Raw genomic sequence first — 13,744 nt, 5'->3', positions numbered from 1 at the left:
TCCGCAAGCTGAGAGGGAAACGGAAATAGAGCCACACCGCGTGGGCAATAATTTCAGCGGGAAAGCGATGGCGGCGGTACAGCGGGTCACGGTCTGTCATCGCCCGTCATCTCACATCGATATCCACATTCCGTTAAGTTGACGATGCCGCTGCCATTCGCTCTCGAACTTCGTGGGCTTCGCGCGATGATAGTCCAGACAGGCAAGCGCCCGCATCCAGGTGCTTCGAGACATCATCTGCATATCTGGCGTTGAATACCTCAATCGTGACGAGCGCATCGGCAGGAGACATCACCCCTATGCGCTGCTCAACGCCTTGGCGGGACCAGCGCCATTCGTGATCGCTTTGCCTGTTCGGCATGGCATCCGTGTTATCCTCGGACATTGCAAATCCTGTGTTTTAGGATGCGGCAGCGACCACAGACAGGCGAACCACCGATTTAGAAGCCATAGATCGCGATGACAATTGAGAAGGCGATGACGACCAAAATGCCGACAAAGGTCATCGCGCTCACGATGAGGGCGGCCGCGATCGGATAGGCGTTGCGCCAGGCAAGCGCTGCCGCGGCGATCGCAATGAAGGGCGATATGACGAAAATGACCGGCGTAACCCTGTCGTCGCCGTAAAAGTCGAGGCCTTGCTCAATGGCGGCCGGCACCGTCGAAAGCCAGCCGAGCATAATGCTGCCGGCGACTGCAACGGTGGTGCCGCGAAGATCACGCCGAGCAGCCCGCGCGAAAGCGACCACGGCGGCAACAGCCTGGAGCCCGCCCATCGTCGCCGCTGTCCAAGCACCGAGCCCGGAGGCCGGCTTCAGCACCCCCATGAACAAGTACGCCACCGCCGACAGACCAAAAAGCGCCTGCAGGGCAGCCGTCAAGACGAGCAGCGACCATGCTGCCTTTGCCGCCAAAGATTTGTTCTGCTGCTCTTCGCGCGCCATTTGTCGTTCTCTGAAACTCGGACTACCTCGGCCAAGCAGCAGCCTGATGCCAGACTGTCTGTGAAAAACGGCTTCAGGCAAAGAAATATCCGCCCGCCAGGAGCATTTTGCAATCCAACCACCCAAAGGCCAAGTCTGGGCCAAAAGCCGAGACCTCGCGGCAGATTCGCGCCACAAGCGGACTCGATGGCACAGAGCGCGTCAAAATGGGGTGCCGAACCGTGAGGGATGCCGTCTCCGGCCGTCCTTGAATCTGACGAGGTCCCGGGGCGACGCCAAATTGCCATGCAATTACGATGTTTTGACGAACTGGAAACGCGAGTAGCGACGTCCCCGACGAGCGGCTACTCATATCGCTATTCGCAAACGGATCCAACGGAGAGATGAAGCCCATGTCAAACGAGCAAGTACGCTGGCTCTTGAAGGTCATCCAGCCTGAGCGCACCCTGGCCTCCCTTCCCGGAGGCGCCAGCCTCGGCCAAGAGGCTCATGCCGCGCTACTCGGCCTCCCGGTCGAGATTTACGCGGCCGAACTTGGCCGCATGCAACAGGAGGCCTCGGAAGCAGCCGGCGCGTTGCTTGCTGACCAGGCCGTGGCATCGATGGTCGATCGCCTTCCCCTGCGGAAGGGGGACAAGGTCGTGGTGTTCGGTGACAGCTTGACGTCCGAACCCCAGTCCTGGGCGGTGATACTGAGGGAAATGCTGGCGATGCGCCGCGATAGCGACGGGATTTCGTTGACCGTGAGCGCCGTCGCCGCCGAAACGACCACGCACGCTCTCGTGCGGGCCGGTCAGATCGCCAATTTCCGGCCCGACTGGATCCTCTTCCTCTTAGGCACGAACGACGCACGAACGCAGGGCGCGCATCCCACCAAGACGCTCGTGCACCACGAGGAGACCGCGCGCAACATTGCGGAGCTGCGCCAGCGCGTTTCCAAAGAGACCACGGCGAAGTGCGTCTGGATCACCCCGCCCGCGGTCAACGAGGCGCTGGTCGCGGCGCATGAGGGCTTGGCCAGGTTCGGGGTTCGGTTCCGCAATCAAGACCTGGAGCGAGTCGCCGGGATCGTCCGCGATGGCGACGGGCCGGTTATCGACGCCTTCTCCAGCTTGGGGAATCCGCCTCCTTCCGACCTGCTCATGGGCGACGGTCTGCATTTCACGCTGCCGGGCCAGAAGCGTCTGGCACTCGAAGTGATCCGTGGCTGGAGCGCGCTCAAATGAAATACGTCGTCATCGGCGCGACGGGAAACATCGGCTCCCGGGTCGCTCAGCGCCTCGTAGATTCTGGAGCCCGCCCGTCCGTTTTCGTGCGCAGCGCGAAGAGGGCCAGAGCCCTTTTCGGTGACCATGTAGATATCCATACCGGAGACCTTGAAAAGCCAGGTCCCTCGCTGGCGGCGGCACTGGCTGGGGTCGACGGGGTGTTCCTCGTGACGGATGGATGGGATCTCGAGACGCGAGATCGCGCGGTCTCCTTCGCTGCCCGCCACGCTGGCGTACGGCATGTAGTCAAGCTCTCTACACTGGACGTGCGAACCGGGATCGGCACCGGTCCGTGGCACGCAGGCGGCGAGGAAGCCGTTCGGCAAAGCGGGGTGGCATTCACATTCATTCAGGCAGCCGGATTCATGTCCAACGCGCTCGGTTGGTCGGAATCCATCCGCCGAGACGGCTTGCTGCGCTCGTCCACGGGTGGAGGCAAGATCGCGTTCATCCATCCAGACGACATAGCCGCCGTCGCCACCGCCGCCCTGACCACGCGCGACCACGACGGAGAGGCACTGGTGATCACCGGTCGTGAGGCGCTGTCGTATGGGGAGATGGCGGCCGCGATCGGCAGAGCCATCGGCAGACCTGTCGGCTTCGAGGAAATATCCGACCAACAGGCGTATGACCGCGTGGTCCAATGGGCCGGGAAAGGCCCCTATGTCGATGCCCTCGTGGACATCTGGCGTGCTGTGCGCGAGGGCCAGCTTGAAACCGTGACGGACGGGGTGAAGCGGGTGACGGGGCGGGAACCAATCCCGTTCGCGCAATGGGCCGCTGAGAACGTCGCGTCGTTTCAATCGTGTTTCGCTGCGCTACCCTGAAAGGAATTTACGTAGACCAGTATGGTGCGAATTGCCTCGCTCGTGGCGCCATCCCGCGAGAGGGTGGCACGCGCCTGGTGGGCCGTTCCGTGGACGAGCGATTCCACCATGCGTGGAAGGACAAAAAGCATTCGCTCCGTCTCGTCGAGGCTGTGCCGATCCTGATCGGCACGTGACAGTGCCCGCCTGAACGTGTCATGCAGCGCGTTCCTAAAGCCGGGTGCGCTCTCCGGAACGGCGGACGAAACGACATCGTGCAGTTCCGCAATGTCGGCGTGCACATTCACCAGGCCATGGACGAGTTCGCGCGCGAATTCCTCCAGCGGAGCCGAGCTGAAGGCATCCGTCGTCTGCTGGATGACCTGCCGTATATCGTCGACGTGTTGGTCATGAAGGGCCGTGAAGATCGCGCGCTTGTCGGGGAAGTACTGATAGAGCGACCCGATGCTGACGCCGGCAGCCTCCGCGATGCGATTGGTGGTAATGGCCCGGGTCCCATGGCGCTTCACCACAAGCTGGACCGCCTCTAGCACGTCGTCCACGGTCCGCCGTGAGCGATGCTGCTTCGGCTCGCGCCGCGTAAGGGTACTTTGGGCCGTCGTCATGCTGCCTTGCTCTAGATGATCGCCGGGCCGAACCCCGACACAGGACCATAACAGCGGCGACATTTACGGGCAATATGCCACGGAGGTCAGCCAAGCCTTGACGAGCCGACGGGTGAATTTCGCCGGATCGTGACCACGTGGTTTAAGCCACGTCCGCCTTGGGCCAACTCGAGCCATGACTTCAGGTCTCTGAAGCGCCAACAGGAGACATTTTACGAGTTAACGGCCGCCCTCAACCATCTGGCCCTTGCCTAAGTTGCAGTGAAATTCGCACGCGGTGCGGCTCCCCCCACCGTCATGTCGAGATTGGGGTGACGCCAGGAGAAAGCGCAGCTAGCAGCTCACTCCCGAGACGCGACTTGATAAAGTCCTCGGGTCCGACAAGGTAGTAGCCTCGCTCCGAGATCAAGGGCTCCTGGTCCAATTCGATAAGCAAGCCGTTCGACACCAGATCGTCGATCACCCCCCTCCACCCGAGTGCGATGCCATGCCCCAGCAGCGCCTGGTGGATGGCGATGCCATGATTGGACACCTCAATGCCCGTCGCGGCGAGGGTCGCATTCGGAGCGCGATGCGATCGCCAGTCAACCCAGTTGAACCACCGCCTTTCCGGGTCTTCGAGATGGATCAGAGGTCCATGGCCCAGGATGTCTTCCTTCGATAGGGAGGCAAGCTTGGTTGCCACGGACGGGCTGCGATCGGCACCACTACCTCCGGAATCAACAATCTGGCTACCATCCCATCCCAGCGCCCGTCACCGAAGAGGATCGCGCAATCCACGCTGTCCATCGAGATGTGCTGGTCACGCTCGGCTGTCACGACCCTGACGGAGAGGTCACTATCTCTGTTTCGAAGGTTCGCGAGTTTCGGCATCAGCCAGAACATCGCCAAGCCCGGATAGGTGCCGAGCGTCAGGCTGGGTCCACTTGCCCGTTCGCGTAACGACCGGGTGGCCTTAGCGATATCGGTCAGGGCGGATGCAATCTTGGCATGGTAGGCGAGTGCATCGTCGGTCGCTGTGGTGACCCCGCCGTTCCTCTCAAACAGCGTCAGACCAAGATCGTTCTCGAGGGCCTGTATCTGGTGGCTGATCGCGGGCTGACCGACGTTCAGCTCTCGCGCGGCGGCTGTGAAAGTTCCCAACCGAATGCATGCCTCGAATACACGAAGAGCCTTCAGCGGCGGCAGATCACGCATTGACATTCCTAAAACAAAAATACCCGGGCCCACGACCCTACCATCGAAAAAAGTAATGGCGACATGATATTTTCCGCCATACCTCAACAGTCTGATTTATGGCAAACATCGTCGTGAGGATACCGCCTATTGCGCAGTGGAAATCTGGATTTGCCCATGCTTGAGGATTCATTCGATTACATCGTCATCGGCGCAGGTACGGCGGGGTGCCTGCTGGCCAACCGCCTGAGCCGCGATCCTGCGGCGCGGGTCCTGCTGCTCGAAGCGGGCAAGAACGACAACTACCCGTGGATTCACATTCCAGTCGGCTACCTCTATTGCATCGGCAATCCCCGGACCGACTGGCTTTACAAGACCGAAGCGGACCCCGGCCTCAACGGCAGGTCGCTTCGCTATCCCCGTGGCAAGACACTCGGCGGATGCTCGTCGATCAACGGCATGATCTACATGCGCGGACAGGCCCGTGACTACGACGCCTGGGCAGCAGTCACCGGCGACGCCAGCTGGTCTTGGAACGAGGTGCTGCCGAAATTCAAGGCGCATGAAGACCACTACCGGATGGACGGCGGAGCCGATCCCAAGACAGGCGACAACAACCGTTTCTCGGACATGCACGGTCACGGAGGAGAGTGGCGGATAGAGAAGCAGCGGCTCCGTTGGGACGTGCTCGAGGCCTTTGCCGAGGCAGCCTGCGAAGCCGGGTTCCCCCGAACCGACGACTTCAATAGCGGCGACAACGAGGGTGTCGGATATTTCGAGGTCAACCAGCGCTCTGGTTGGCGCTGGAATGCGTCGAAGGCTTTCCTGCGCCCGGCGAGAGCCCGCAAGAACCTGACGATCCTGACGGAAGCCCAGGTCGAAAAGCTGGTGATCGCGACTAACATGAACGGCGGCAAGGTGTGCAAGGGTGTTGTCCTGCACCATCACGGCCGCCGGGTTGAATTTTTGGCACGCCGTGAGGTCATTTTGTCGGCGGGTGCTGTCGGATCACCTCAAGTCCTTCAATTGTCCGGCATCGGTTCAACCGCTCTTCTACGGAGGCACGGCATCAATATCGCGGTCGATCTGTCGGGTGTCGGCGAAAACCTCCAGGATCACCTCCAGATCAGGGCCGTCTACAAACTGAAGGGTGCGCGCACGCTCAACACGATCGCGAACTCGCTGGTCGGCAAGGCGATGATCGGTCTCGAATATGCAATGAAGCGCAGCGGGCCGATGAGCATGTCGCCGTCGCAGTTGGGGGCCTTCACCCGATCCGACCCCAGCCAAGCCCATGCTAATCTTGAATATCACGTCCAACCTCTCAGCCTCGATGCCTTCGGCGAGCCATTGCACGACTTTCCGGCATTGACCGCGAGCGTGTGCAATCTCAACCCGACCAGCCGCGGCAGCGTTAAAATCCGCTCTGGCCGGATGGAGGACGCACCGATGATCGCCCCGAACTATCTGGCAACGCCAGAAGATCGGAAAGTCGCGGTGGACAGCTTGAGGCAGGTGCGCAGGATCGCCAGCCAACCCGCATTGCGCAAGTACCAGCCGGAGGAATGGAAGCCGGGTCCGCAATTCCAGACTGACGACGAACTGGTGAAACTAGCAGGCGACATCGCCAATACCATCTTCCATCCGGTTGGTACCGCCAAGATGGGGACGGATTCCGACCCCATGGCCGTGGTCGACAGTCGCCTGCGAGTGCGTGGCATCGAAGGCCTCCGCGTTGTCGACGCGAGTGTCATGCCGACCATTGTCAGCGGCAATACCAACTCGCCGACGCTGATGATCGCCGAGAAGGCAGCCGGAATGATCCTCGAAGACGCGCGCCGCGTCGTCGCGGCCTAAACTCCAGCAAACACAATTCCGAGAGAGAATGATGATGCGTGAAGCTCTTCCTTTCCATGGGGTCAAGGTCGTCGACTTCGGCCAGTATATCGCGGGGCCGGCCGTCGCCATGATCCTCGGCGACCTCGGCGCGACTGTCGTCCACATTGACCCACCCAACGGCCCTCTTTGGGATAGCCCCGCCAACGCGACGCTGAACCGTAACAAGCTGGTTGTCGCACTGGACCTGAAATCCGACGGGGGTCGGACCGAGGCACTTGCCCTGATCGCCGAGGCCGACATCGTCATCGAGAATTTCCGCCCCGGCGTCATGAAGCGCCTTGGCATCGACTTCACTGCGCTGCGGGCTGCACGCCCCGAACTCATTACCGTGTCGATCCCTGGATTCGCGTCCAATGACGAACTTCGTCGCGAATGGCGGGCGTTTGAATCTGTCATCGCTGCATCCTCCGGCGTCTTCACTGACATGGGGTTGAACCGTGTGCTGATGGGTGTGAACCCTTCCTTCTCGCCGCTGCCGCTCGCCTCCGCCTACGGGACGATGCTGGCCGTGTCCGCCACGGCGCTCGCCCTCCAGGCCCGCGTGAGGACGGGACATGGCGATCACATCGAGGTGCCGCTCGCCAGCGCGGTCATGGAAGGCCTCTGCTACAATTCGATCAAGATCGACGACTATCCGCTGCGCTACCAGACCCAGCGCGAGCGCGAGATCGAAAGGCGGCGGGCCGAAGGGCTGCCGATGGATGTGACATACGAAGACCTCCAGGGCTTTCTCGACCCCTTCTACCGCAGCTATCCCTGCAAGGACGGCCGCAGCTTCTATGTCGTCTGTCCGAGCCACAAATTCCACGCCAAGCGCTGCCTGCTGACGCTCGGCATCTATGACGAACTCATTGCCGAAGGACTTCGGGAAGAACCCGACACCTACCTCCCTGCGTCGGAATGGTCATCGGATGTCTCCCTCGGTGTCTATCCCCTGCCGAAATTCTGGGCGGACAAGATTTCCGAGCGGATGAAGGCCGTTTTCCTCACCCGAACGGCGAAAGAATGGGAACGCATCTTCGGCAAAGGTCAGTTTCCCGGCGCACCGCACCGTTGGCTGCAGGAATGGATCAGCGACGACCATGCTGACATGGCGGGCCTGATGATCGAGGATCCAGCCGGGCCCGATGGCCTGGCTCGAGGAGAGCGGCGAGGCTATGCTTACACCGGCACCGCGGCGGAAGGCCAACTTCGACGAGGCGCTGTCGACCTTGCGGGCGATGGGTTCCTCGCTTCAGAAGAGTGTCGCGAGGAGCGAGAGGAAGTCAGGTTGGCTGGACGGAATCAGGGTTCTCGACCTCTGCAACGTCATCGCCGGACCGCATTCGGTCTCATACCTCTCGCGCTTCGGAGCCGAGGTCATCAAGATCGATCCGGCGACGCCGCTCTTTGACTGCTGGAACACCGTCATTTTCGGCATGACCCATATGCGGGGCAAGAAATCAGTGCTGCTCGACATAGGCTCGCCGGACGGGCGCAAGCTGTTCGAGGAACTCGTCCGCTCCGTCGATGTCGTCGTCTGGAATGCAACCGACCGCCAGGTGAAGTCGAAGGGTCTCGACGCCGAGGGCCTCAAGAAGCTCAATCCCGATGCCATCTTCTGCCAGCTGGACTGTTTCGGCGGTGTTCGGAATGGATCGCGGACAAACTATCTCGGCTACGACGACCTGGTGCAGGCCGCGACCGGGATCATGCTCCGGTTTGGAGGTTCGATGAAGACCCCCGAGGAGCACGCCCATGTCGGCACGATCGATGTGATGTGCGGCTTCGGTGCAGCCCTCGGTGTGGCCGCTGCGCTCTATCAAAAGCAGATAACTGGAAAGATAGGCCGTGCGCGGACATCCCTCTCGGCCCTGAGTGGGCTGGCGCAGATTCCATTTTGCTTTGATTACCAAGGCCGCGCTCCTTTCAATGAACCGTCCGGCCCAAGCGCCCGCGGATATAATGCGCTACATCGCCTTTATAGAGCAGAGGATCGCTGGATCGTGATCGCCGCGTCGGAGAAGGACCTGCCGCGCTTTAGAAACGTCGAAAGCCTGGAGCGGATGGCCGATATCGTGGAACATGAGCGCGTTGAAGTCCTGAGTGCGATCATCGCCACCGCTCCGGCCAAGCTTTGGATGGAACGCTTTCAAAAGGCGGACATCGGAGCGGCGATCTGCGACAACATCGAAGCGATCCGTGCCGAAACTTCTCGGCCGGCCGACGGCACGCCCGGCACCGACCGCGGCAGCTATTCCTTCTCGATCTATGCCGATCACCCCAGTGGCCACACGGTGACGCATCTCGACCCGTATGCGGTCCGGCCAATCAATGGGCAAATCTATGCACGGTCGCCTGCCGAAAAGTATGGTGCCTCGACCCGGGAAGTCATGAAGGGGCTTGGTCTGGGAGACGCTAGCGTCGATGAACTTATCACTGCTCGGACGGTCAGTGAAAGCTGGAGTCGAGAATACCTTCCGAGTTGAATTCCACCATCGTGCGCGCTTGCCGGACACGGCCGCTTTGGGCCACGAACCGCCGAGTCGTGATATTCTGTCGACGCTCATCGGGAGCGACGTGGTGGGAGGCGCGGCGGAGGAACCGTCATGGAGTCCGATGTGCCGCGTACCCGTCATCCATGGAACAAGGGTATTCTCGTGGGTCAGAAGCGACCGCTTCAGCCCAAGAACGTGTGGTCAATTCGCGTCCGCCTCGAGATGAGCCGCGCAACCAGGGAACTGGCTCTGTTCAATCTGGCGATCGACAGCAAGCTTCGCGCATGTGACCTCGTCAGGCTGAGAGTGGAGGACCTTTGGTCTGGAAGCGCGATCAGGGACCGGGCTACAATCATCCAGAAGAAGACGAAACGTCCCGTGCAGTTCGAAGTGACTGAACAGACGAAGGTCGCCCTCACCGCATGGCTCCCGTCGGTAAAGAGAACTGGAGGGAGTTATCTTTTCCCTGGCAGGCGTCGCCAGTCGACCCATCTCTCGACCCGACAATACGCGCGCATTGTTCAGCGGTGGGTCAAGAGTATTGGACTTGAAGCGAGCGCCTATGGGACGCACTCAATGCGAAGAACCAAGGCAGCTCTCATCTACAAGAAGACCGGAAACCTGCGCGCTGTCCAAATTTTTCTCGGCCACACCAAACTCGAAAGCACCGTGCGTTACCTCGGTATTGAGATCGACGACGCATTGCGAATTGCGGAGCAGATCGACCTCTGAGCTCGGCGGCCATCGGCGAAAGCCGGTGGTCGCCAACGCGCCACGAGCCGACATCACATCTCCAGCAAAGCGAGTGGTGTCCAAAGAACACTGAACAGCACCCGCTGCACTAGAACGGCTCAAATCCAGTCCAGATGAAGTCCTTAATCAGAATTTGACCAGATTCTGGAACACGAGGGCGTTCCTGGCCTGGATCAGGCGACCACCCTCGGCAATCCTGCCGACTTCGATTGGTGCAAATCCCAGGTCATGCGTGAGCGACGCGACAGCCGTGCTTGCATCGGCATGATCGCTGGAAATGAAAACGACGCGACGTCCGCCAACCGGAACGGGCGCAGTCAGGCCTTGCATTGGAAGCTGATTGAACGCTTTCACCAGCTTCGCGCCTGAAACGCGGTCCGCATTCACTTCTGACGACAGACGGCCCTGCAGTTCACGCTCCTGGACGTCCGGCGGAAGAAACGCCGAATTCGTCACGTCGACGACAATCTTTCCGAACCAGTCGGCGCGCAGTTTGCCGACATCCTTGAAGTTCAAAAACTGGACTGCAAAGAAAATAACGTCCGCGTCTAGCGCGTCTTCTATGGTCGCAGGCCTGACGCTGTCGCCGAGGCCTTCGATTGACGAAGCGACGGCCGATGGCCCTCGTGTGTTGGCGACGTCGACGGGGATGGAGTTCTTGGCGAACAACCCAGCGAGCGTAATGCCGACGCTGCCAGTTCCGATGATGCTGTATTTCATGACATTCTCCTTCACGATGCGGCGGCCAGCAACCGGGTGCTGTTCCGGGCTGCGATTGAAACGAGTTCTCCGAATTCCTCGACCGCTTTCTCGCCGTAGTCTCCAGCCCTAGCACGGCCCGCAAGCACGAACTCTACATCGACGATACCCATCCAACCGAGAACCTGGCGGAGGTATCCGCTGGCCTGGTTGTATTGCTCAACGGGAGAGCCTGGAGAGAAATCACCGCCCGTGGCCAAGATGATGTCGGCTTTCTTGCCAATGAGCAGGCCCTTGTTGTCGGCGGACACTGTCACGCCGACGCGAACGATATGATCGATATAGGCTTTCAGAACGGCGGGGATGGAGAAGTTAAACATTGGCGTGCCGATAACGATCTGGTCTGCCGATTTCAACTCGGCGACAAGATCGTCCGATACCTTGATGGCTGCAGCGCTCTCCGGAGAATGCGTGTCTGTCGGCGTGAACGCCCCCATGATCCATGCAAGGTCCACGAATGGGAGGTTCGTCTTCATCAGATCGCGGACAATCACGTTGCCGCGAGGGTTTTCGGCTTTCCACCGATCGACGAAGACTGCGGTCAGTTTGCGGGAAGTGGAGTAGTCATATCGAGGACTTGCCTCGATCACAAGAAGAGTAGGCATGCTTGACCTCTGTTGTGCCTGTTTCGTTGCGACATCGGTGCTTGCAAGTGTCGGCCCCGCCTTGAGCAGACGGACGATCCTTTCGAGCCATCGGCCCGCTTTGATGGGCGTGTAACTCCAGTCAGTCATTGATCGGCCTTTCAATTTTGAGAATTCAACGATGTCGTCCCTGTATTTAGGCCTGTTGCGCTATCTATGTAATTGACGTAATATCGCTACTATTGATCTACTCTTTGGATGGCATCATGCTTGACGGCGTCACGATCAACCAACTTCGTACCTTCGTGGCAGTATGCGACGCGGGCAGTTTCTCCGGCGCGGCGAAAGGCCTCTTGCGCGCCCAGTCCGCCGTCAGTCACGCCATCGCCGCCCTAGAGGCAGCGCTGTCAGTCGAACTTTTCGAGCGTGACACGAGGCGTGCAGAACTCAGCCCGGCCGGACGCAGCCTGCTTCCGGATGCAAGGGCGGTGATCGCGCGTACCGAGGAGATGAAGACCCGCGCACGTTCGATCTTCACGTCAGGGGCTGAACACCTCTCCATCGCCGTCGACGTCTATTTCCCCCGCAGGCATCTGATTGCATGCCTTCAACGGCTCAGTGTGGAATCACCAACCGCGGTCGTGAACTTGCGTATGACGACGATGCAAGGTGGAGAGGCGCTTGTTCTGGACGGGGAGTGCATGTTTTCCGTCACTGCTGCAGATGTGCCCGAACTGAAAGCGAGTACGATCGAAAGGCACTGGCTGTGTGACACGCGAATGGTAACCGTCTGCGCCCCCTCACATCCGCTTGCCAGTCTCGGAGGTGCGGCGTCGCGCGACGAATTCAGCCGCCATATCCAGCTCGTCGTCACCGACAACCAGCCCAATGCTGACAAATCATCCGTTTCGGTCGCCGGAGAGCGACGATGGCTTGTGAACGAGCTTGGGGCAAAACACGACTTCCTCAGGGCAGGACTGGGTTGGGGACACATGCCTGAAGACCTCGTCGGCGACGACATTGCCAGCGGAGCCCTCGTGGAAGTCGCACGACGTGCGTGGCACATTCGTCCTCTGACTTTCATGATCTCCCAGCGGAGAGGCCGTGAGCCGTCTCAGCTAGAGGATCACCTGATCACAATGCTCGCCATTCGGAATGGATCGGAAGGCTTCGCGGTCGCTGACAAGTCCCCAAAGTGATGGGTTGGGCCAACCTCACCCCATGTATGAACCCTGCTCGACGCAGCGGCCGAGCCTACGTATATCGAGAAGATGAACGACCGGTTTGGGCCACATGTAGCCCAGACCTCAAGTCTCGGATGCGCCATGTGTGGACGGCTCCGGTTTGGCAAGAGGTTTTTGACTTTTTTTGCACGTTGCTGGTCGGAGCTGCCATGTGTCCGGCCTTTCGACGCGGCACAGAGGCCGCTGGCCATAATGCTCTCCGCGGATTGGGTCCCGGTCAAAAGCTCGCGCTCGAAGCGCCTGGCGCATAGTGGGTTGTCCCTTTCCTCGGGCCGACTGGCATGGGTGCGTTACAAGTCTCCTGCTCTTACCAACGGTGGTCACGACACTTGCGTCGTGTTTCAGCTCCCGGCCGCGACCGGTATTGCTCGAAACGGTTCGTTACGGCTCATCATGGCCCAAGCAACCCGCGCCATCTTGTTGGCGAGCGCGACCGCCGCGACCTTCGACGGACGGCGCTCCATCAGACCGACGAGCCATGGATGGCGAGCATGGCCTAATAGTTTCGCTCGTTTGATAACTGCCAACGCGCCGAGCACCAATAATTGTCGCAGGTATCGGTTTCCAGCCTTGCTGATGCCGCCAAGCTTCTCCTTGCCGCCGCTTGAGTTTTGTTTCGGGACCAGCCCAATCCAGGCGCTCAGATCACGTCCGGAACGAAAGACGCCCGGATCGGGGATGCTGGCAGCCAGCGCTGTTGCCACCAACGGACCAACACCGGGAACTCCCTCAAGCTTGCGGCTAAGATCATGGGCGCGATGGGCGCGTCGCAAAGATTTTCGGGGGCTACAATTATCCCACGAAGGGCGTCATTTTCATGCTTTGTTAACTTTTTGAAGTCCGAATAGGCGCGCAAGAAGATCATTCTGATCATTGACGGTCCAACTGCCAGAAAAGCCGAAGCCCTTCCGCAACCACAGCATGGCTTCGAAACCCGCGATTGTTCTTCGGGCGGTGTTGAATGACCGGAACCCTCCGATCTTGGGCATGTTCTTCTTGACCCGGAAATGGTCGCTTTCGATGCCTTGCTGGAGATGCTTGGTGACATAATGCACAGGATCTGGGTGGAGCAGTCCCTCTTCGACGGACGTTTTGATGGTCGAAGGAAAGGTATTGGCGCCGTCGGTGCCGATTTTGCCGGGTGACAGCAGTGGCTCATCCTTCAGCATCTTGCGAAAGAAGCGCTTGGCGGCGTCGAGGTCGCGCCT

Annotated in this window: 14 protein-coding genes and 2 pseudogenes; 6 read left to right on the top strand and 10 right to left on the bottom strand. The window is 60.1% G+C overall.

The features are described 5' to 3' along the window. The 3 genes and pseudogenes from AC1DYF_RS39170 to AC1DYF_RS39160 all read right to left on the bottom strand — a co-directional run. Positions 1-100, bottom strand: a pseudogene (locus AC1DYF_RS39170) (IS6 family transposase); the annotation flags it as partial. 33 nt (positions 101-133) lie between these two features. Continuing rightward, positions 134-385: a hypothetical protein gene (locus AC1DYF_RS39165; RefSeq protein WP_477884191.1), complete on the bottom strand. Its 252-nt coding sequence runs from the start codon at positions 383-385 to the stop codon at positions 134-136. Positions 386-440: 55 nt separating this feature from the next. Further along, positions 441-944 (bottom strand): hypothetical protein, encoded by a 504-nt coding sequence (locus AC1DYF_RS39160; RefSeq protein WP_477884189.1) that lies wholly within the window; start codon positions 942-944, stop codon positions 441-443. 392 nt (positions 945-1,336) lie between these two features. On the opposite strand from AC1DYF_RS39160, the gene AC1DYF_RS39155 reads away from it, so the two are divergent. Both AC1DYF_RS39155 and AC1DYF_RS39150 read left to right on the top strand, forming a co-directional pair. Further along, positions 1,337-2,170: an SGNH/GDSL hydrolase family protein gene (locus tag AC1DYF_RS39155; protein ID WP_477884187.1), complete on the top strand. Its 834-nt coding sequence runs from the start codon at positions 1,337-1,339 to the stop codon at positions 2,168-2,170. After that, positions 2,167-3,039, top strand: coding sequence for an NmrA family NAD(P)-binding protein (locus tag AC1DYF_RS39150; RefSeq protein WP_477884185.1), 873 nt, complete (start codon positions 2,167-2,169; stop codon positions 3,037-3,039). The genes AC1DYF_RS39155 and AC1DYF_RS39150 overlap by 4 nt, the downstream gene beginning before the upstream one ends. Here the strand turns inward: AC1DYF_RS39150 and AC1DYF_RS39145 are convergent. From AC1DYF_RS39145 to AC1DYF_RS39135, 3 genes are all read right to left on the bottom strand, one after another. Continuing rightward, the gene (locus tag AC1DYF_RS39145; RefSeq protein WP_477884183.1) at positions 3,012-3,581 is read right to left on the bottom strand and encodes a TetR/AcrR family transcriptional regulator; all 570 of its coding nucleotides are present in this window, start codon (positions 3,579-3,581) and stop codon (positions 3,012-3,014) included. The genes AC1DYF_RS39150 and AC1DYF_RS39145 overlap by 28 nt on opposite strands. A gap of 358 nt (positions 3,582-3,939) precedes the next feature. Further along, positions 3,940-4,329: a hypothetical protein gene (locus tag AC1DYF_RS39140; protein WP_477884181.1), complete on the bottom strand. Its 390-nt coding sequence runs from the start codon at positions 4,327-4,329 to the stop codon at positions 3,940-3,942. Continuing rightward, on the bottom strand, positions 4,272-4,841 hold the full coding sequence (locus tag AC1DYF_RS39135) for a LysR family transcriptional regulator (protein WP_477884180.1): 570 nt from the start codon (positions 4,839-4,841) through the stop codon (positions 4,272-4,274). Before AC1DYF_RS39135 ends, AC1DYF_RS39140 begins: the two co-directional genes overlap by 58 nt. 156 nt (positions 4,842-4,997) lie before the next feature. Here AC1DYF_RS39135 and AC1DYF_RS39130 point away from each other — a divergent pair, with 156 nt between their 5' ends. The 3 genes and pseudogenes from AC1DYF_RS39130 to AC1DYF_RS39120 all read left to right on the top strand — a co-directional run bounded on the left by AC1DYF_RS39130 (position 4,998) and on the right by AC1DYF_RS39120 (position 9,928). Continuing rightward, positions 4,998-6,677 carry a GMC family oxidoreductase gene (locus AC1DYF_RS39130; protein WP_477884174.1) on the top strand — a complete coding sequence of 560 codons (1,680 nt, stop codon included), beginning with the start codon at positions 4,998-5,000 and terminating at the stop codon, positions 6,675-6,677. A 34-nt stretch (positions 6,678-6,711) separates the two neighbouring features. After that, positions 6,712-9,187 (top strand): annotated as a pseudogene (locus AC1DYF_RS39125) (CoA transferase). Between the two features lie 120 nt (positions 9,188-9,307). Continuing rightward, positions 9,308-9,928, top strand: coding sequence for a tyrosine-type recombinase/integrase (locus AC1DYF_RS39120; protein WP_477884172.1), 621 nt, complete (start codon positions 9,308-9,310; stop codon positions 9,926-9,928). A gap of 147 nt (positions 9,929-10,075) precedes the next feature. Here AC1DYF_RS39120 and AC1DYF_RS39115 read toward each other — a convergent pair whose 3' ends face one another. Together AC1DYF_RS39115 and AC1DYF_RS39110 are read right to left on the bottom strand one after the other, a co-directional pair. Further along, positions 10,076-10,669 carry an NADPH-dependent F420 reductase gene (locus AC1DYF_RS39115; protein WP_477884170.1) on the bottom strand — a complete coding sequence of 198 codons (594 nt, stop codon included), beginning with the start codon at positions 10,667-10,669 and terminating at the stop codon, positions 10,076-10,078. Positions 10,670-10,680: 11 nt separating this feature from the next. After that, positions 10,681-11,442 (bottom strand): FMN-dependent NADH-azoreductase, encoded by a 762-nt coding sequence (locus tag AC1DYF_RS39110; protein WP_477884168.1) that lies wholly within the window; start codon positions 11,440-11,442, stop codon positions 10,681-10,683. 116 nt (positions 11,443-11,558) lie between these two features. On the opposite strand from AC1DYF_RS39110, the gene AC1DYF_RS39105 reads away from it, so the two are divergent. Next, positions 11,559-12,491 carry a LysR family transcriptional regulator gene (locus AC1DYF_RS39105; protein ID WP_477884166.1) on the top strand — a complete coding sequence of 311 codons (933 nt, stop codon included), beginning with the start codon at positions 11,559-11,561 and terminating at the stop codon, positions 12,489-12,491. Between the two features lie 386 nt (positions 12,492-12,877). Here the strand turns inward: AC1DYF_RS39105 and AC1DYF_RS39100 are convergent, their stop codons facing one another. Then, positions 12,878-13,309, bottom strand: coding sequence for an IS110 family RNA-guided transposase (locus AC1DYF_RS39100; protein WP_477884164.1), 432 nt, complete (start codon positions 13,307-13,309; stop codon positions 12,878-12,880). Between the two features lie 42 nt (positions 13,310-13,351). Next, the coding region (locus AC1DYF_RS39095) for a DDE-type integrase/transposase/recombinase (protein WP_477884162.1) at positions 13,352-13,744 on the bottom strand (393 nt) is incomplete at its 5' end.

This window comes from Rhizobium sp. P2_G9 (assembly GCF_056403475.1).
The sequence above is the reverse complement of the archived record's forward strand: the minus strand, read 5'-3'. Positions and strand labels throughout refer to the sequence as shown.